Source organism: Pseudarthrobacter sp. alpha12b, assembly GCF_054130495.1.
Window position 1 is genome coordinate 1,998,997 of sequence record NZ_CP196746.1, and the last position, 18,333, is coordinate 2,017,329.

15 protein-coding genes are annotated in these 18,333 nt (G+C 66.6%); 6 read left to right on the forward strand and 9 right to left on the reverse strand.

Going from position 1 to position 18,333, the window contains the following annotated elements; all coding sequences use genetic code 11:
- Positions 1 to 68 precede the first annotated feature (68 nt).
- The 3 genes from ACTAQI_RS09110 to mtrA form a co-directional block, all read right to left on the reverse strand.
- Complete coding sequence (locus tag ACTAQI_RS09110; protein WP_457950690.1) at positions 69 to 1,784, reverse strand: LpqB family beta-propeller domain-containing protein; 1,716 nt, start codon at positions 1,782 to 1,784, stop codon at positions 69 to 71.
- Positions 1,781 to 3,553: an MtrAB system histidine kinase MtrB gene (gene mtrB / locus ACTAQI_RS09115; protein WP_457951026.1), complete on the reverse strand. Its 1,773-nt coding sequence runs from the start codon at positions 3,551 to 3,553 to the stop codon at positions 1,781 to 1,783. Before mtrB ends, ACTAQI_RS09110 begins: the two co-directional genes overlap by 4 nt.
- Positions 3,554 to 3,656: 103 nt before the next feature.
- Positions 3,657 to 4,331, reverse strand: a complete 675-nt coding sequence (mtrA, locus tag ACTAQI_RS09120) for an MtrAB system response regulator MtrA (protein ID WP_214943351.1) — start codon at positions 4,329 to 4,331, stop codon at positions 3,657 to 3,659.
- A gap of 690 nt (positions 4,332 to 5,021) precedes the next feature.
- On the opposite strand from mtrA, the gene ACTAQI_RS09125 reads away from it, so the two are divergent.
- The 6 genes from ACTAQI_RS09125 to ACTAQI_RS09150 all read left to right on the forward strand — a co-directional run bounded on the left by ACTAQI_RS09125 (position 5,022) and on the right by ACTAQI_RS09150 (position 10,936).
- Positions 5,022 to 6,029, forward strand: a complete 1,008-nt coding sequence (locus ACTAQI_RS09125) for a DUF7847 domain-containing protein (RefSeq protein WP_457950691.1) — start codon at positions 5,022 to 5,024, stop codon at positions 6,027 to 6,029.
- Complete coding sequence (locus ACTAQI_RS09130; RefSeq protein ID WP_457950692.1) at positions 6,019 to 6,657, forward strand: DUF4129 domain-containing protein; 639 nt, start codon at positions 6,019 to 6,021, stop codon at positions 6,655 to 6,657. Before ACTAQI_RS09125 ends, ACTAQI_RS09130 begins: the two co-directional genes overlap by 11 nt.
- Positions 6,658 to 6,782: 125 nt before the next feature.
- On the forward strand, positions 6,783 to 7,874 hold the full coding sequence (locus ACTAQI_RS09135) for a DUF4350 domain-containing protein (RefSeq protein WP_457950693.1): 1,092 nt from the start codon (positions 6,783 to 6,785) through the stop codon (positions 7,872 to 7,874).
- Entirely contained in the window at positions 7,871 to 8,884 is a 1,014-nt protein-coding gene (locus tag ACTAQI_RS09140; protein WP_457950694.1) for an AAA family ATPase, read from the forward strand. Before ACTAQI_RS09135 ends, ACTAQI_RS09140 begins: the two co-directional genes overlap by 4 nt.
- Positions 8,884 to 10,176, forward strand: coding sequence for a DUF58 domain-containing protein (locus tag ACTAQI_RS09145; protein ID WP_457950695.1), 1,293 nt, complete (start codon positions 8,884 to 8,886; stop codon positions 10,174 to 10,176). The genes ACTAQI_RS09140 and ACTAQI_RS09145 overlap by 1 nt, the downstream gene beginning before the upstream one ends.
- Positions 10,177 to 10,222: 46 nt before the next feature.
- Positions 10,223 to 10,936 (forward strand): DUF4166 domain-containing protein, encoded by a 714-nt coding sequence (locus tag ACTAQI_RS09150; RefSeq protein ID WP_457950696.1) that lies wholly within the window; start codon positions 10,223 to 10,225, stop codon positions 10,934 to 10,936.
- Here the strand turns inward: ACTAQI_RS09150 and ACTAQI_RS09155 are convergent, their stop codons facing one another.
- The 6 genes from ACTAQI_RS09155 to ACTAQI_RS09180 form a co-directional block, all read right to left on the reverse strand.
- Positions 10,937 to 11,977, reverse strand: a complete 1,041-nt coding sequence (locus ACTAQI_RS09155) for a hypothetical protein (RefSeq protein WP_457951027.1) — start codon at positions 11,975 to 11,977, stop codon at positions 10,937 to 10,939.
- A gap of 56 nt (positions 11,978 to 12,033) precedes the next feature.
- Positions 12,034 to 12,441 (reverse strand): chorismate mutase, encoded by a 408-nt coding sequence (locus ACTAQI_RS09160; protein WP_457950697.1) that lies wholly within the window; start codon positions 12,439 to 12,441, stop codon positions 12,034 to 12,036.
- A 100-nt stretch (positions 12,442 to 12,541) separates the two neighbouring features.
- Positions 12,542 to 14,257 (reverse strand): ABC transporter ATP-binding protein, encoded by a 1,716-nt coding sequence (locus ACTAQI_RS09165; RefSeq protein ID WP_457950698.1) that lies wholly within the window; start codon positions 14,255 to 14,257, stop codon positions 12,542 to 12,544.
- Entirely contained in the window at positions 14,254 to 15,300 is a 1,047-nt protein-coding gene (locus ACTAQI_RS09170) for an ABC transporter permease (protein WP_457950699.1), read from the reverse strand. Before ACTAQI_RS09170 ends, ACTAQI_RS09165 begins: the two co-directional genes overlap by 4 nt.
- Before the next feature lies 1 nt (position 15,301).
- Positions 15,302 to 16,393 (reverse strand): ABC transporter permease, encoded by a 1,092-nt coding sequence (locus ACTAQI_RS09175; protein WP_457950700.1) that lies wholly within the window; start codon positions 16,391 to 16,393, stop codon positions 15,302 to 15,304.
- A 127-nt stretch (positions 16,394 to 16,520) separates the two neighbouring features.
- Complete coding sequence (locus ACTAQI_RS09180; RefSeq protein ID WP_457950701.1) at positions 16,521 to 18,161, reverse strand: ABC transporter substrate-binding protein; 1,641 nt, start codon at positions 18,159 to 18,161, stop codon at positions 16,521 to 16,523.
- Positions 18,162 to 18,333: the final 172 nt, after the last annotated feature.

The following is an 18,333-nucleotide window of genomic DNA, read 5'->3' on the forward strand; positions in this document are numbered from 1 at the left end:
CTGGTCGCATCAGGACGATGGGATGAGCCGGGCCGCTGAAGATGACGCGGCTGGCTGCCTGGCAGGCGTCAGCCGGGAAACGCGGGATCGATGGGACCCTTGATTTGGGGCGACCAACCATTGCCGAGGCGCTGGAAGATACCCTCCCCGGACTGGACGTAGATGTCATCGGCACCATTTCCGGCGCTGATGGCAACCAGGCCGGGCCATGGAGCAAGTTGCTGCGGCTGCCCGGATGTGAGAGACAGCAGCTCCGGCGTGACGTTGGAACCGGCTGCCTCTTTCATGACGGCAACGGTGGTCCCGTTCACCCACACCCCCTGGTCGGGATCGCTGGCACTGACCAGGGTGATGGGAGCGGTCAGTTCGCGGGGCGTGCCGTCACCGGCGCGGATCACGCCGGTCACCTGCACCTTGGATTTGCCGTTCTGTTCGGAAATGACCAGGGCGCGCACGCCGTCGCGTGAAATGCGGAATTCCTTCACCGTGCGGCCGGCAAGCCACGACGGCGCCAGAGTCACGGACGGGACGGGTGCCCCTTCCGCCACCCCGGTGGGGTGAAAGGCAACGACTTCAGTGGCCCCCGTGGCACCGGGCCCGGCCGTCCACACCCAGTCGCTGACACTGAAGGACGGCCGGCTGAGGGTGCTCCGGGTCGTCAGGGCGCGGGCAGGCTGGCCCGGACTGATGCTGTACAAAGTAGTGCGGCCATCGTTGAGGAAGGCCGCAGCCTGCGACACCGGCGATTCCGCAGGGTAGCGCGGGTTGAGCGCCGAGACCGGCTGCATATCGGGCAACGGTGAAACACGGTTGTTTTCGTACCGCACCAGCTCATTGCCACTGATGGCAATCTGGCGCGAAGGCACGGTTTTATCCAGTACCGGAGGAAGGACGGAGCCGTTGTCCTCCACCCGGACCAGGTCCTGGTTGGCCCGCAGCTCAACGTTGACCACATCGGGCTGGCTGCGGAACGTCAGGGTCAGCTGCATCTGCATTCGCAGCCGGTCCTCCGCCGATGTTTCCGTCAACTCCTTTGCGGTCAGGTCCACCTGCGCTGCCCCGGACACCACCGGGACGGATTCGCGGGCCAGCTTGATTCCAGAGGGAAAAGCGCTGGCGACGGCGCCGCGCAGGTATGGGGCCGGCCCGGCCAGCAGTGCGCTGGTCATGGCTTTGACGGTTTTGTTCTTGAGGAACCAGCGGACGTCCGGGATGGCGTAAGTGAAGGTGGGGTCGTAGAAGTAAATGGGGTAGGCGCCATAAATCACCTTGAACGTTTCTTCCGCGATGGCGGTACCGTCCGGAATCGCGGAGATCCGCCACTCGCCGTCCACCTGGGTCACCGTGACGGGAATGCGTTCCACCGTTCCCGGCGGCGACTGGATGGCGATGCCGTCAGCGTCCACGGTGTAGGAAACATCCAGCTCGTAGTTGAAGACGTTTTCCGTGCCCGTAGGGACAACGCGTGCCTCGCGGTACACCAGCGCTCGTTTGTCCGGTTTCCAGGACACGGCCGAGGCCTGCGTCAGGTACTGGCGGGCTACCGCGTAGTCATCCTCGTAGCCGCTGCCCGCCCGGTAGAAGTAGTCGATGATGGTTTCCGGTGACGCGCCTGGCTGGGGTGCTGCGGGAAGGAAGACAGGTGCGCTGACGTTGCCGGCGCTGCTTTCGCTGCTTTTCCCCACGGGGCCGGACGTGGGGATCCGCGCGCAGCCCGACAGGAGGACGATCAACAGTGCGAGCAGCACCGCTGGGTACCTGGCGTGGCGCACGGTGGCCCTCACGGTGTCTCCTTGGGGGCCCGCGCCGGGGCTGGCCTGGCCGCACCGGTCTGAAGCAGCAGCATGTTTTTGTAGTCCTGTTCCGCCGGAATGCTCCCTGGCGCCCCCGGTATGGTGTCGTCCTTCGGTTCCAGCTGCACCGGCGACTCGGTGATTTCGCCGTCCTGGCGCAACGGAAGGGTCAGGCGGAAGTTGGCCCCGCCGCCTTTCCTGCCCCATGCCTGCAGCCAGCCGTGGTGCAGCTTGGTATCCTCCATGGCGATGGACAGACCCAGGCCGCTGCCGCCCGTGGTGCGCGCGCGGGCAGGATCGGCACGCCAGAACCTGTCGAAGACCCGGGCAGCCTGCGCCTGGTCCATTCCGATCCCGTGGTCCCGGACAGCAACGCCCACCGACGTCGCATTTGCCGCGACCGTGACGGTCACCGGTTTACCCTCGCCGTGTTCCACGGCATTCAGGATCAGGTTCCTCAAGATCCGGTCGATGCGCCGGGCATCCATCTCCACAATCAGGGCGCCTTCCGGCGCCGCGTAGAGGATTTCCGAGCCGTACTCCGCAGCGACCGGCGCCGCACCTTCAATGACGTGGGCGATCACCTGGAGGAGGTCCTCAGGTTCAGCGTCCAGGACAGCCACGCCGGCATCGAACCGGCTGATTTCAAGCAGGTCGGAGAGCAGGGACTGGAACCGTTCCACCTGGTTGTAGAGCAGCTCAGCGGATCGCTTGTTGATGGGGTCGAAGTCGTCGCGGGCGTCGTAGAGGACCTCTGCTGCCATGCGGACTGTGGTCAGTGGTGTCCGCAGTTCGTGCGAGACATCGGAGACAAAGCGCTGCTGCATTTGCGAGAGCGTTGCCAGCTGGGTGATCTGCTCCTGCAGGCTGGCGGCCATGTGGTTGAAGGAGGCGCCAAGGCGGGCTACCTCGTCCTCGCCCCTGACCACCATGCGTTCCTGCAGCTGCCCGGCCGCGAGTTTCTCCGACACCATGGCGGCATGGCTCACCGGGCTCACCACGTTGCGGGTGACGTACCAGGCTATGGCGCCGATCATGAGGACCAGCACGGCACCGCCGGCCCAGAGGACGCTTTGGATCTCATTGAGCGTCTGCTGCGCCGTGTTCAGGTCATAGATCAGGTACAGCTCGTAGACGGTGCCGTTGAAGGTCACCTTGTTCCCGACTGCGATTCCGGGCCGGTCCTCGGTGCCCACGGGGATGACGGTGGACGCCCAGTACTGGTCTTTCCCTGACTGCTGGACGGCCTTGCGCAGTTCCGGGGGAATGACGCTGACCGTCAGTTGGTCGGACGCCCGCGATTCCACCCACCGGTTTCGCGGCTTGGTCTGCTCCGGCATCGCCTCGAAGACGTAGCGCCGCTGGATTACCGAGCCCCGGCCCTCCACCGCGTTCAAGGTGTCGTAGACCAGGGTGATCACGCTGGACTGGTCGGTGACCTGGGCGCCGTCGAACGTCTCCTGGACCTGCTTGACGTTGTAGCGGGTCTCCGACTCCGCCTGCGTCAGCCGCTCCTGGAACAGGTTGTTGGCGATCTGGTTGGACAGGTAGGCGCCGACGACAGCAAACGACGTCACGGCAAGCATCAGGGTGGTGAGAACGGTACGGAACTGCAGGGACCGGCGCCAGCGCTGCCGCAGCGCCCGGCCAAGGTACCTCAGCCCTGGAAGGAACCGGCGGACACCGGTCCCGACCAGCCTTGCCACGCGCAGCGCCACGATCAGAGCGCGGCGCTGCCAGATCCGTGCGCGGAACGCCACATGCCGGAGCCCGGGAGTACCAGTAGCGCCGTCCTGGCTCAAACCTGTATCCACGGAGGGCGGGATTGCGCCCCGGTCCGGTTCGCCGTCCTGCGCGGCGGGGTCAGACCCCTGCTTTGTAGCCGACACCACGCACCGTCAATACAACTTCCGGAGCTTCCGGGTCCTGCTCGATCTTGGACCGCAGGCGCTGGACATGGACGTTGACCAGGCGGGTGTCAGCAGCGTGGCGGTAACCCCACACCTGCTCCAGCAGCAGTTCCCGGGTGAAGACCTGCCAGGGCTTGCGGGCCAGTGCCACCAGGAGGTCGAATTCCAGCGGCGTCAGGGAGATCCGCTCGCTGCCCCTGCTCACGGTGTGCCCGGCCACATCGATGGTAATGTCCGCGATGCGAAGCGTTTCGGGAGCCTTTTGGTCGCCGGGGCGAAGGCGCGCGCGCACGCGTGCCACCAGCTCGGCGGGCTTGAACGGTTTGGGCACGTAGTCGTCAGCACCGGATTCCAGTCCACGGACGACGTCGGAGGTGTCTGATTTGGCGGTCAGCATGACGATCGGAACATCGGACTCGCCGCGGATCTGGCGGCAGACCTCGATGCCATCCATGCCGGGAAGCATGAGGTCGAGCAGGACAAGGTCAGGCCGCGATGACCGGAAAACATCGAGGGCCTGGGCGCCGTCGGCGCAGAAGACCGGCTCGAAGCCGTCATTACGGAGGACAATTCCAATCATCTCGGCCAGCGCTTCGTCATCATCTACCACCAGAATGCGTGCCTTCATAGCTATATATTCCCTTATCGGGATGGGTTTGTCCTGTTGAGCGGCCTTCCGGCATGGCGGGACACTAGGCCGGCCGACGCCGGAACTATAGTCTTGGGGTCATGCTCTGCGTTGCCGCCGCGCGCCTTTTGACCGGCGGCCCGCAGCGCAGGCGGACTGATATGGGGGAGGAAATCAGTGTCACCACAGGAGCCGGAGCGGCCCGGGGAGCCAATGCCGGGGCGGCCGGGTAAAGGTCATGACGACGGCGGGTCCGCCGCTGCCGAGGGGCGCCGCCAGACGCCGCCTGACCGGGAGCAGCCGTGGACGCCGCCGGCAGGGCAACACGTACACGCGGACACCGGACAGCAGTGGGCCCCGGAACAGCAGTGGAACACAGGACAGCCCGGGCAGCCGGCACCCGGGTGGGAAGAGCGGCGGTCGTGGCAGCAGTCGCCGTCGCAACCGCCCCAGTGGCAACAGCCCGGACAATACCCGAACGGGAACGCTCCGTACCCCGGAGGTACCTATCCCGGCAGTCACTCTTATGGTGGGCAGCCGTACAACGGATCCCCCTATGACGGGTCGTCCTACACTGGATCCCCCTACAACGGGCCACCGTATGCCGGGGCGCCCTACGGTGGCTCCAACTCCGGGCAGCCCCGCTACGTCGCCCCGCCGAAACCAGGCATCATTCCGTTGCGGCCACTGATGTTCGGGGAAATCCTGGATGGTTCATTCCAGGCCATCAGGCGCAACGCCACGGCGATGCTCGGCGCCGGCCTCCTGGCACAGTCCCTGTCAGCCATCCTCGCCGCAGTGCTGGCAGGAGTCCTTGCGACGTCGTCCGGGTCCATTGAATCCTGGGCGGAGACGGCAAGCAGCGCTGACGTCGCGTCCCTGGGGATTGGGCTGATGGCTACGTTTGCCCTGCTGTCCATCCTGTCCGTGTTCATGTCCGTTGTCCTCCAGGGCGCCATGGTGGTCCCCGTGGCCCGGTCAGTCCTGAACATGCCCACCGGCTTCCGCCGCATGTTGTCGCTGGTGCGTTCACGGATCGGGGCGCTGGTCAGGCTGGCGGCGGTGCTGGTGGCCGCGGCCATAGCCACGATGGCGCTCTTCTTCGTCCTCATCGTGCTCCTGTTCTCCAATGTCCGTGGCGCGGCCGCGTTGCTGGTCATCCCGCTGATGATGGGCTTCGCCGCCGTGTTCCTCTGGGTGGCGATCAAGCTCATGGTGGCACCTGCCGCCGTCGTCATCGAAGAATTGGGCGCCTTTGCCGGACTTCGCCGGTCGTGGGAACTGACCCGGGCAAACTGGTGGCGGATCCTTGGCATTACCCTGGTGGTGGGAATCCTGGTCGCTGTCATCACCCAGGTGGTCCTGATCCCTGCCAGCCTCCTGCCCTCGGTCCTGTCGGGGGTTGTCTCGCCACACGGCGGCCGCGGACAGGACGCAACGTTGTCCGCGACGATCGGCATCATTACTGCGGTGGTGGGTGCCCTGGTGGGCGCGGTGGGCTACGCCTTCCAGACTTCCGTCATGGCATTGCTTTACATGGACCTGCGGATGCGCAGGGACGGGCTGGACATCACGCTGCTGCGCGAACTGGAATCCGGGGCGGATCCCGGCGGTATCCCTGGCCGCAATGCCCGGAGCGGAAGCACCCCGTACCCCGGATACGGGACGGCGCCAGGGGCATGGCCGTATGGCCGCTGAACCGCCGCTGCTGCCCGGTGCCGACGAGGCACGGCGTTGGGCCGCAGAAGAGCTGGCCAAACCTGCCTACCGTGACGCCGCCCCGTCCTGGCTGGACACGGTGTGGCGGAACTTCCTTGATTGGCTGCAGTCCCTGGACGGTTCCCCCGGGGACGCCGCGCCGGTGCCCAGCCCCGTCATCGCCCTCGTCATCGCCGCCATCATCGCAGTCGCCATCATCCTTGCCCGCCCCCGGCTGAACTCGCGGGTCCGGCAGGCCAACGACGTCTTCGAGAGGGAAACCGTCCTTGCCGCCGCGGACTACCGGAACCGCGCGGAAGCCGCGGCCGCGGCCGGAAAGTGGGGGGACGCCGTCGTCGACCGTTTCCGTGCAGTGGTCCGCAGCGCCGAAAACCGGACCATCCTTGATCCCCAGCCGGGCAGGACCGCGGATGAGGCCGCGCAGGCATTGGCCCTGCCGTTCAGCACTGAATCCCGGCGCTTGGCCAACGCAGCGGCCACTTTTGATGGCATACGTTACGGAAACCGGACAGCGGGCCGTGCCGACTACCAGGACATGGTGGCCCTTGACGCGGCATTGGACACCATGAGGCCCGCCACCGCCGCCGGCAGTGCGCCGCTGCCATGAGCGGTCCCATCCTTGCCGGCACAGAGCCTGCACACGAAACGCGGGAAGCCCCCGGACCCGCGCCGACAGGCCGGAAACTCCCGGGCCGCAAGTCCATGGACTGGTTGCGGCAGCACCGTGGCATAATGGCAGCGGCAATGGTGGTGGCAGCTGCGCTGGCACTGGTAGTCGGCACGCAGCTCGCTCCCAAGGGTGACACCGTCCGCCTTTCTGTCCACAACGCCGGGCCGGAGGGGGCCAGGGCACTGGGCGAAATCCTGGGCCGGCACGGAGTTTCGGTCCATACCCCCGGCCGGTTCGACGCAGCGCTGGACGACCTGCGCTCCGGCTCCTCCCCCACCCTCCTTCTCTACGACAGGAACGGTGTCCTGGACGGTCAGCAGCTGGCCGCCCTGATGGCCGCCGCTGACCGCGTTGTGGTGGTCTCCCCCAGGCTGGAAACCCTCTCCGCCATGGACAGCGGCATCCACCAGGCCGGCGTCGTGCCGAACGGCTCTCCGGACCTGGAACCCGGCTGTGTCCAGCCGGACGCGGAAGCAGCGGGACAGGTCACGGGCCAAGGGGGATTCGTGTACGACGGCGGCACCACCTGCTTCCGCGCGGCAGGAACCGCCGGGATGCTTGCGTTCGGCGATGACGGCAAGCTGGCCGTGCTGGGCAGCACGGCAGTCCTGGGTAACGACAAACTGGACGAGCTGGGAAACGCTGCGCTGGCGGTCCGGATGCTCGGCGCGGCGCCGGACCTCGTCTGGTACCTGCCCTCGCTCGAGGACGCGGCGGTGAACGGATCCGGCAAAACCCTCGACGACCTTGCCCCGGGCTGGGCCCGCTTCCTGGGCCCCTGGCTGCTGCTGGTGGCGCTCGCTGCCGTCGTGTGGCGGGGCCGGCGCCACGGCCCGCTGGTGTTCGAGCCGTTGCCGGTGGTGGTCAAGGCTGTTGAGACGGCCGAGGGACGGGCCCGGCTCTACCAGGACTCGGGCGCCATCGACTACGCCCGGGACAACCTGCGGGCCGGCCTGCTGGTGCGGCTCTCCGGAAAGCTGCGCCTGGGCCCCGGCAGCACCGCCGAGGACACGATCGCGGCGGCAGCCCGGCTGCTCGGCAGGGATACCGCCGACGTCCGCACGCTGGTCAACGAACACCCCACAACCGAAGCCCGGCTGGTGGCCTGGTCCCAAGCCCTGGACAAACTGGAGAAAGAGGTCATGACCCGATGAGTGAACAGAGCAGGGGCCCGGGGGTCCTTAACCCGGTTGACCCCAACAGCCCATTGGATGACGACGACGCACGGCAGGCGCTCCTTGCGGTCCGCCGCGAGGTGGCAAAAGCAGTGGTGGGACAGGACGCGACGGTCACGGGCCTCCTGATTGCGCTGCTTTCGCAGGGGCATGTGCTGCTGGAAGGCGTTCCCGGGGTTGCGAAGACCCTGCTGGTCCGGGCGCTGTCCTCCGCCCTGAGCCTGGACACCAAACGGGTCCAGTTCACCCCCGACCTCATGCCCGGCGACGTCACCGGCTCGTTGGTCTACGACGCACACACATCCGAATTCAGCTTCCGGGAGGGACCCGTCTTCACCAACCTCCTGTTGGCCGACGAGATCAACAGGACCCCACCGAAGACCCAGGCCTCACTCCTCGAAGCCATGGAAGAGCGGCAGGTGTCAGTGGACGGTACCTCCAGGCTGCTGCCGGCGCCGTTTCTGGTGGCTGCCACCCAGAACCCTGTGGAGTACGAGGGCACCTATCCCCTGCCCGAGGCACAACTGGACCGGTTCCTGCTCAAGCTCACCATGCCGCTGCCCGGCCGCGGTGACGAGATTGAAGTCATCCGCCGCCATGCGGCCGGGTTCGATCCCCGGGACCTGGCAGCAGCCGGCGTCCGGGCAGTGGCCGGCGCGGAGGACCTGCAACGGGCACGCGAAGCTGTGACCCGGGTGGCAGTGGAACCGGAAATCATCGGCTACATCGTTGACCTGGTGCGCGCCACGCGCTCAGCCCCCTCATTCCAGCTCGGCGTCTCGCCGCGCGGCGCCACCGCCCTGCTCAATACATCCAGGGCCTGGGCTTGGCTTTCGGGCCGTCCTTTCGTCACCCCTGACGATGTCAAGGCGTTGGCCCTGCCCTGCCTGCGGCACCGGGTGGCGCTGCAGCCAGAAGCCCAGATGGACGGCGTACGGGTGGACGATGTCCTGGGCAGCATCCTGGCCTCCGTCCCCGTTCCGCGCTGATGGCCATCTCGGGGCGCTTCGTGGCGGTGGTGCTGCTGGGCCTGGTGCCGGCGCTGCTGTTCCCGGGATGGCCGACCGTATTCGCCACCACCGCCATGCTCGCGGCCCTGCTGGGCGCCGACCTGCTGTTGGCGGGATCCCTCCGGGCGGTCTATGCGGCGCGCGCGGAGCCGGAGAACGTCACGCTCAATAACACGGTGGAAGCGGTCCTCACGCTCCGCAACGGAGGGCCCCGCAGGCTCCGCGGATCATTGCGGGACGGGTGGCAGCCTTCCGCGGGCGCGCAGGACCCCATCCAGGACATCGACATCCCGGCCGGCGAAAGCAGGCGGTTCACGGTAAGCCTCCGGCCGGTCCGGCGGGGGGACCTCGGCGCGCCGCATGTGACGCTGCGCTCCTATGGCCCCCTTCGCCTGGCAGCCCGCCAGCGGACCATCCAGTGCCCCGGCTCAGTGCGGGTGCTGCCGCCATTCCATTCCCGCCGGCACCTGCCGTCAAAGTTACGGAAGCTGCGCGAACTCGACGGAAAGGCTGCCGTCCAGATCCGCGGCGCCGGCACGGAGTTCGATTCCCTGCGCGACTATGTCCGCGGGGATGACGTGCGCTCCATCGACTGGCGTGCCACGGCCAAGCGCTCTGCCGTCGTGGTCCGTACCTGGCGCCCGGAGCGGGACCGCCGGGTGGTCATGGTCCTGGATACTTCCCGGACCTCAGCGGCGAGGATCGGTGACGAAACCCGCCTGGACACAGGGATCGAGGCTGCGCTGCTCTTGGGCGTCCTGGCCGAACGGGGCGGTGACCGGGTGGATTTCGTGGCCTTCGACCGGAGGACCCGGGCGCGGGCCGGTTCTGCCGGCCAGGGCAATATCCTGGGCCGGCTGGTCCAGGCAATGGCCCCACTGGAAGCCGAGCTGATCGAGATGGACTGGCCCGCGGTCCCGGCACAGGTCCGCGCTGTCTCCGCCCACCGGTCCCTCGTGGTACTGCTGACATCGCTGGACAGCGGAGCGCCGGAAGAAGGCCTTCTGCCCGTGGCGGAGCGGCTGGCAAGCCAGCATGTCGTGGTGGTGGCGGCCGTCCGCGACCCCCAGCTGGGCATCATGCTCCGGGAACGCAGCGATGCCACCGAAGTGTTCCGTGCGGCTTCCGCCGAGCGCGCCCTCCTGCAGCGCGCGGCGGTCACTGCCGAGCTGCGGCGCTATGGCGTGGAGGTGGTGGACGCCGAGCCCCATGACCTGCCGCCCCGGCTCGCGGACATGTACATCCGGCTCAAGGCTGCCGGTAGATTGTGAAACCGGAGGCAGTCAACGCCGCCACAGGCAACAGGAGGTCCACATCATGAGCGTCCCCATCTACCGGCAGGCCCTCGGCACGGAGTTCTCCAGGCTGCAGCCCGAACTCCAGGAGTATTTTTCGCTGGCGCCGGGTTCCGGGCAGTACGGCGTGGGGGAAGGAACGTTCGACGTCGTGGGGTGCCGCCAGCCCTGGTTGCGGCCTTTGCTGCGGCTGACGGGGGGCGAAGAGGCCTTCTTCCCTGAGTACGGCGAGAACATCCCGTTCAGGATCGAGAACCACGCACACCAGGATCCTTTTGGCCGTTCCAGCCTTACCGCCCGCCGTGAAATCCGCTTCCCGGAACGAACCAGGCTCTTCCAGGACACCACCAGCGTCACCAACCCGGGTGGCTCAACCCAGCTGGTGGACTACGTGGGGCGGTACCGGCGCCTGGTGACGGACCTGAACCTGAGCGTCACCCCTGAAGGCAGGCTGCGGGGCGTGTCAGAAGCGTCGCGGCTCTTCGTGGGCCCCCTCCGGGTGCCGCTCCCGGCAGCCCTGGACGCCAAGGCCTATGCGGAGCAGTGGTGGGATCCCGCTGCGGGCAGCAACGGCCGGCACCGCATCCAGGTGAAGGTCATCCAGCCGCAGATCGGTCTGGTCCTGGTCTACGCGGGGGCCTTCGACTACCGGCTGCGCCCCTACACCGGCGGCAGTTCCGCCCAAAGCTATCTGCCCCGCTACGCCCAGCCGGACCGCTGGGAAAACAGGGTATAGCTAACCCAGCGCCTGCTGGTTCAGGCCGTCTGCCATCTCGGTAAGCCTGCCCAGCACGGCAGTGGCCTGGGCAGGTGTGTGGCCTGCGAGTCCTGCTGACGGCGTCACCCTGATGGCGCTGAGCAGTGACGGCGGCAGGCCCAGCTGGCGCCAGGGACGCCACACTGAATCCACGCACGCGGCAACTTTAGGCAGCGGACCGCCAGAGGCCACGTCCAGGGCGCCGGCCCAGAACTGTTTTCCAGCTTCCACCGCCCCGGCCAGCTGCTCCCACTGGCGGTTCGTTAGTGCCTTCAGCGGCAACGCGACGCCGTCAGCCCCTGCGGCCAGGGCCAGCTCGATCGGCGCCTCTACCTCGGGGAACGACACCACAACGTCGGCTGCACCGGCTGTGCGCAGGGCATCAAAAACCAGGCGCCAGGACTCGCGTGCTTCCGATGCTGCAACCGCCCGGAGAGTGCGGTAACCGCTGGCGGTAGGTATGGTTCCGGCCAGCACGGGAGCGACAGAGGGCTCGTCCACCTGCACCACCAGGCGGGCGCCCGGAACGGCGGCAGCCACCCGGCTGAGGTAGCCGCCCACTCCTGCCGCGAGGGAGGCGGCCAGGTCCCGGCGGGCGCCGTGGTCCAGCAACGCGCGCTCCCCGTTGTGCAGGTGCAGCCCCGCGGCAAGGCTGAGTGGTCCTACCAGCTGCACTTTGAGTTCCCCGGCCGACACGTCTTCTGCCCCGGCCACATCGGCAAGGACGTTCAGGTCGGTGGACAGCGCCGACGCTGCCCGGCGCATGTCCTTGCCGGGTCGGTCAACCAGGCGCCACCCATGGGGCTGGACGTCCACCGCAAGTTCCTCCAGGAGCGAGGCTGTGCGCCCCAGGGCGTCCGAACCGACGCCCCGGTCCGGCAGTTCGGCCAGGAACGGAAGGTGCGGGCTGCCGAGCTCGCCGCGGATGGTCCGGGTGGCTTCGAGCGGATCATCACCCGGCCACGGACCCAGCCCGGTGGCTGTGACTTCCCTGGCTGGAGCCTGGCTGGAAGGGACCACCTTGGAGGCCGTGCGGGCCGAAAGCGGGCCGGACCCCGGTTGGTGCTGTTCCCGGCTCACGCCAGCGCGGAGGTCTGCGGCCGCTGGCCGGACGATGCCTGGTGGTCCTCCGCAATGGCCTCGTGGTGCCGGATCACCTCGCCGATGATGAAGTTAAGGAACTTTTCCGCGAACGCCGGGTCAAGGTGGGCGTCCTCGGCAAGGCGGCGCAGCCGGGCGATCTGTGCGGCTTCGCGTCCAGGGTCGCCGGCCGGGAGGCGGTGGGTTGCCTTCAGGAAGCCCACCTTTTGCGTGGCCTTGAAGCGCTCGGCCAGAAGGTACACCAGCGTGGCATCGATGTTGTCAATGCTGGAACGGATGGACAGCAGTTCAGCCATCACCGAATCGTCCACGTGGCCTGCGAGCGAGCTGGCTGATGGGTCAAAATCGTCGGAGCCAGGAGAGCTGGGGGTGTGCTGCGTCATGGCTCCAGTCTATGGGAGCCAGTGGAATCAACGCGGGCGTGAAGCGCCGGTGCTGGCTGACTGCCCGCACCGGCGCTTCACACGGCGGGAATGTGCAGGGTCAGATGCCCAAGAGCGCCCGGTGCTCCTCCCGGCGTTTGGCCTGTTCGGCGGGGTCCGGCACCGGCAGTGAGGCGATCAGCCGGCGGGTGTAGTCATGCTGCGGGTTGCCCATCACCTGGCTGCCGATCCCCTGTTCCACCAGCTTGCCCTTGTACAGGACGCCCACCCACGAAGAGAGGATGTCCACCACCGCAAGGTCGTGGCTGATGAACAGGCAGCCAAAGCCGAACTCCTCCTGGATGTCCTTGAACAGCTCCAGGACCTTCGCCTGCACGGAAACGTCCAGGGCCGACGTCGGCTCGTCCGCGATCAGCAGTCTGGGGTTCAGGCTCAGGGCACGCGCCAGCGATGCCCGCTGCCGCTGGCCGCCGGAGAGTTCGTGCGGGTACCGTCCCGCGTACGACGCAGGCAGCTGGACTGATTCCAGCAGCTCACCCACGCGTTTGCGCGCCTGGGCGTCGGTGGGCCTGGTGTGGATGAGCATGGGCTCGGCGATGCACTCGCCGATGGTCAGCTGCGGGTTGAAGGAGGCGGCCGGATCCTGGAACACGAAGCCAATATCCTTGCGCAGCGGCTTGAACGTGCGCTCCCGAAGGTTCAGCATCTCGTAGCCCAGCACTTTAAGGCTCCCACCGGTGGTGCGGTTGAGCCCGGCGATGGCGCGGCCAATGGTTGTCTTCCCTGACCCTGACTCCCCCACCAGGCCAAAGACCTCACCCCTGGACAGGGTGAAGCTGACCCCGTCCACGGCTTTGAAGGCCGGCGTCCCGAGCCGCCCCGGATACTCGATCTCCAGGTTGTCGGCAGCCACCAGCACTTCCTCATCCTGGTGGCCCCGCTCGGTAAGGCCGGCCGACGCCGAATTGCGGCCCAGGTGCGGCACGGCGGCGAGGAGGTTCCGGGTGTAGCCCTGCCTGGGTTCGGCGAACAACGTCTTCGCCGGGGCTTCCTCGACGATGTCGCCCTGGTACATCACCACCACGCGGTCCGCCAGGTCCGCCACCACGCCCATGTTGTGCGTGATCAGCACGATGGAGGTGCCGTACTTGTCGCGCAGGTCCCGGAGGAGCTCCAGGATTTCCGCCTGCACGGTGACGTCCAGGGCGGTGGTGGGCTCATCGGCCACAATGAGGCCAGGGTTCAGTGCCAGGGCTGCGGCGATCACCACCCGCTGCTTCTGGCCGCCGGAGAACTGGTGCGGGTAGTAGTTAACGCGGTGTTCCGGGTCCGGGATGCCCACCTTTCGGAGCGCATCGATTGCCCGTGTTTTGGCTTCCTTTTTTGATACGCGGCCCCCGCCGTTCGCACCCGCGTGGGCGCGGATGCCCTCGGCAATCTGCCATCCCACCGTGAACACGGGGTTCAGGGCGGTGGACGGCTCCTGGAACACCATGGCGACGTCCCGGCCGCGGATCTGGCGCAGCCGGCCGGGGCTGAGGCTGATGACGTTGGCGCCGTTGATCAGCACCGCGCCCGAGCTCACAGCAGTTTCCGGGAGCAGTCCCAGAATGGTCTTGGCCGTGACGGTCTTGCCGGAACCGGATTCCCCCACGATGGCCAGAACCTCACCGGCTTTGACGTCGAGGCTGACATCTTTGACGGCGTACACGTCGCCACCGTCCGTGGCGAAGGTGACCTTCAGGTGGTCGATATCCAGGACTGTTTTCCGGTCCTGGTCCTGATGGTCGGACAGTGAACCGAGGTTTTCGCTCACGGGTTGCTCAATTCTGTTTCGGGGCCGGATCCATGAGGAGCGGCGGGAGCAGCAGGAGTGGCCGGTGCGGCAGCGGCTGCCGCCTTGCGGCCGCTGCGCTTGCGGCCGCGGAGGCGCGGATCGTTGAGGTCGTTGACGCTTTCGCCCACCAGCGTCAACCCGAGGACTGTCCAGACGATGGCGAGGCCCGGGAACAGACCGGTCCACCAGATGCCCGACGTGGTGTCGGCGAGCGCCTTGTTCAGGTCAAATCCCCACTCGGCCGCCGAGCTCGGCTCGATGCCGAAACCCAGGAAGCCCAACCCGGCCAGGGTCAGGATGGATTCCGACGCGTTGAGCGTGAAAATCAGCGGCAGCGTACGGGTGGCATTGCGGTAGATGTGCCGTGTCATGATGCGGATGTTCGACGCGCCCACCACCTTGGCGGATTCGACGAAGGGTTCTGCTTTGAGACGTATGGTCTCGGCGCGGATCACCCTGAAGTACTGCGGGATGAACACCACGGTGATGGAGATGGCGGCGGCCAGGATCCCGCCGAACAGGCTGGACTGGCCCCCGCTGATGACGATGGCCATGACGATGGCAACCAGCAGCGACGGGAAGGCATAGATGGCGTCAGCCACGACGACCAGGATGCGGTCCAGCCACCCCCCGATGTAGCCGCTCACCAGGCCGAGGATGACCCCGGCGAAAATGGAGAGAACTACGGCCACGATGATGACCAGCAGTGCCGTTTGGGTACCCCAGATCACGCGTGACAGGACGTCATAACCGCCCACCGTGGTGCCCAGGAGGTGCTTGCCGCCCGGAGCCTGCTGGGTGGGGAAGCTGCCGTCAGCATCCGAGAGCTGCGCGAAGCCGTAGGGGGCCAGCAGCGGCGCGGCCAGCGCGGTAAGCAGGAAGATGCCGGTGAGGACGAGCCCCACCACCAGCATGAAGCGCTGCAGACCGACGCTCTTGTTGAAGTGCGAAACAACCGGCAGCCGCCGGAACAAGGGAGCCCGCGGGTTGGTGACGGGTTCGATGGTGGTATTGGCAGACATTTCAGTACCTCACGCGGGGGTCGATCAGCGCGGCGATGATGTCCACGATGAAGTTGGTGACGGCGACGATGACTGCAAGGAGCACCACAATGCCCTGGACGGCTACGAAGTCGCGCGCCGTGAGGTAGTTGGCCAGCTGGAAACCGAGGCCTTTCCACTCAAACGTGGTCTCCGTCAGCACGGCGCCCCCGAGCAGCACGGCGATCTGCAGGCCCATGACCGTGATGATGGGGATCAGCGCCGGTTTGTAGGCATGCTTGGTGACCAGCCGGAACTCGCTGACGCCCCGTGAGCGGCCTGCCTCCACGTAGTCCTTGCCCAGGGTGCCAATGACATTGGTCCGGACCAGGCGCAGGAAGACGCCGGCTGTCAGGAGACCAAGTGCCAGCGCAGGAAGGACCGCGTGGGACATGACGTCACTGAAGGCGGCCATGTTCCCGCTGCGCAGCGCGTCCAGCCAGTAGATGCCGGTGGGTGCCTCCAGCGCGGTGAGGGACAGTTCGGTCCTGGTTCCCGCGCGGCCCGCCACGGGAAGCCAGCCCAGCCACACCGAGAACACCAATTTCAGCAGCATGCCGGCGAAGAAGACCGGGGTGGCGTAGAACAGGATGGCCAGGATGCGGAGCACTGCGTCCGGCAGGTGGTCACGCCGGTGGGCCGCGATCATGCCCAGCGGGATGCCTACCAGCAGGGCGACGATGACGGCGTTGATGGCCAGCTCCAGAGTGGCGGATCCGTAGGTTGTGAGCATCTCGGTGACCTTGCGGTTGTCCGAGAGGGTGGTGCCGAAGTTCCCTGTGGCCAGCTGGCCCAGGTATTCGAAATACTGCGCCACCAGCGGCCTGTCGTAGCCCGCGGAATGGATGCGTTCCTGCAGCTGCTCCGGAGGCAGCCGGCCGCCCATGGCGGCTGTGATCGGGTCACCGGTGATCCGCATCAGGAAGAACACCATGGTGACGAGGATGAGGATGGTGGGGAAGATCAGCAGGAAGCGGACCAGGATGTACTGGCCCAGCCCTCCGCCCCCCTGCTTCTTCTTGGGTGGAAGGAGTGCGTCCGCGTCACTGGGTGGCGCGTCAATCAAAGTTGTCATCGGTACCTGGATTCGTGGTGACCGGGAGCCAGCAGTCCCCTCGGTGCTGGCTGATGACCGGCAAAAGGCGGGACACCGTTGCGGCGTCCCGCCTCTGGCCCGTCAGAGCCCGATGGGGGTGGAGTGCTTACTTGGACAGGACGCCAAGGCGTGTCTTGAAGGAGGGATCAAGGGTCTTCTCGACACCCTTGACGTCCTTCCCTGCCACCAGCAGCTGCGAGCCCTGGAGGAGCGGCAGCGTTGACAGGTCCTTGGCCACCGCGGACTGGACGTCGCCGATCAGTTTCTGGCGTTCGGTCTTGTCCGGGGTGGTGAGCTGCTTCTGCACGAGGTCCGTGACAGCCGGGTTCTCGTAGTGGTTCTTCAGGAAGTTGCCGGGGATGAAGAACGGCGTGAGGTAGTTGTCCGCGTCCGAGTAGTCCGGGAACCAGCCCAGCTGGTACACGGGGTAGGCGTCAGCCGTCCGGGCCTTGGAGTACGTCACCCATTCGGTGGACTGCAGGTCCACGGTGAACAGGCCCGACTTCTCCAGTTGTTCCTTGACCATGGCGTATTCGTCACCGGAGGACTTGCCGTAGTGGTCCGGGTTGTACTGCAGCTTCAGGTTGACCGGCCCGGTGACGCCGGCGTCTGCCAGGACCTTCTTGGCCTTGTCCAGGCTCGGTTTGCCGCTGCCGTCGCCGTACATCTCCTTCAGGGGCTGGGTTGCACCCGGCAGGCCGTCCGGAACCACCGAGTATGCGGGGACGTAGGTGCCCTTGTAGACCTGGTCGGAAATGGCCTGGCGGTCCACGATGTCAGCCATGGCCTGCCGCACGGCCAAGGCCTTGGCGGGGTTCGCTTCCGGCGTCTTGGCACCGAAGGGCATGGTGTCAAAGTTGAAGACGATGTACCGGAGCTCGCCGCCCGGGCCCTTGTAAACCTTGACCTTGGAATCCTTGCCCAGGTCGGCGGCGTCCGTTGCGGTCAGGCTGCGGCCGGCAACGTCGATGTTGCCACCCTGGACGTCCAGCTTCAGGTTGTTGGAGTCCGCGTAGTACTTGATGACGGCGCTGTCGTTGGCCGGCTTGCCCAGCAGCCCGCTGTAGTCCGGGTTGCTCTTGAGGCTGACGAGTTCGTTCTTCTTGTAGGAATCGATGGTGTACGGGCCGGCGAAGGGCTTGCCGGCGACGATGTCTTCATCGCTCATCACTTTGTCGGCCGGGAAGACTTCCTCGTCGATGATCGGCCCGGTGTTGGTGCCCAGGACGCTGGGGAACACCTGGTCATTGGCCTGTTTGAGCGTGAAGACCACCGTGGTGTCATCCTTGGCTTCAACCGACTTGAGGTTGGAGAGCAGGGACGCGGGGCCGTTGGGGTCATCGATCTTCACGACGCGGTCGTAGGAAAACTTCACGTCCGAGGCGGTCAGCGCATGGCCATTGGCAAACTTCAGGTTGGGTTTCAGCTTCACGGTGAACTCAGTAGGTGCCGTGAAGGAGGCGGATTCCGCGATATCCGGGCTGACTTCGGCGGCACCCGGCTTGGAGTTCATCAGGAAGGGGTACACCTGGTTCATGACCAGGAAGGATCCTGCGTCGTAGGAGCCGGCGGGGTCGAGGGTGACGACCTTGTCCGTTGTTCCGAATGTGATGGCACCGCCACCGGCGCTGCCGCCGGTGGACGTTCCGCCGCCGCCGCCCGATGGCCCGGTGCAGGCTGTCAGGGCCAGGGCGGAGATGCCTGCCAGCGCGATGGCGCGGTGCAGGGCTGTTGTGCTCTTGATCATCTGTGAACTTTCTGTCCGATGAGTACGTGCGCGCCGGGCATGGGTTCGTGTGCCCCTGCCTCGGGGTGCAGTGCTGATCCCTAGATTCAATCAGAGAGTTAGCCCTCAGGACGGCAAATTCTGTGAGTTGAAACACAAAATTTATCTCATTGATACCCCCGCCCATTGGCCG

What these genes read in the sequence shown, in the direction of transcription:
- mtrA (WP_214943351.1), bottom strand. Translation starts at nt 4,331, where the DNA reads ATGAAGGCACGCATTCTGGTGGTAGATGATGACGAAGCGCTGGCCGAG.
- ACTAQI_RS09125 (WP_457950691.1), top strand. Translation starts at nt 5,022, where the DNA reads ATGTTCGGGGAAATCCTGGATGGTTCATTCCAGGCCATCAGGCGCAAC.
- ACTAQI_RS09130 (WP_457950692.1), top strand. Translation starts at nt 6,019, where the DNA reads ATGGCCGCTGAACCGCCGCTGCTGCCCGGTGCCGACGAGGCACGGCGT.
- ACTAQI_RS09135 (WP_457950693.1), top strand. Translation starts at nt 6,783, where the DNA reads ATGGCAGCGGCAATGGTGGTGGCAGCTGCGCTGGCACTGGTAGTCGGC.
- ACTAQI_RS09140 (WP_457950694.1), top strand. Translation starts at nt 7,871, where the DNA reads ATGAGTGAACAGAGCAGGGGCCCGGGGGTCCTTAACCCGGTTGACCCC.
- ACTAQI_RS09145 (WP_457950695.1), top strand. Translation starts at nt 8,884, where the DNA reads ATGGCCATCTCGGGGCGCTTCGTGGCGGTGGTGCTGCTGGGCCTGGTG.
- ACTAQI_RS09150 (WP_457950696.1), top strand. Translation starts at nt 10,223, where the DNA reads ATGAGCGTCCCCATCTACCGGCAGGCCCTCGGCACGGAGTTCTCCAGG.
- ACTAQI_RS09160 (WP_457950697.1), bottom strand. Translation starts at nt 12,441, where the DNA reads ATGACGCAGCACACCCCCAGCTCTCCTGGCTCCGACGATTTTGACCCA.
- ACTAQI_RS09170 (WP_457950699.1), bottom strand. Translation starts at nt 15,300, where the DNA reads ATGTCTGCCAATACCACCATCGAACCCGTCACCAACCCGCGGGCTCCC.
- ACTAQI_RS09175 (WP_457950700.1), bottom strand. Translation starts at nt 16,393, where the DNA reads ATGACAACTTTGATTGACGCGCCACCCAGTGACGCGGACGCACTCCTT.
- ACTAQI_RS09180 (WP_457950701.1), bottom strand. Translation starts at nt 18,161, where the DNA reads ATGATCAAGAGCACAACAGCCCTGCACCGCGCCATCGCGCTGGCAGGC.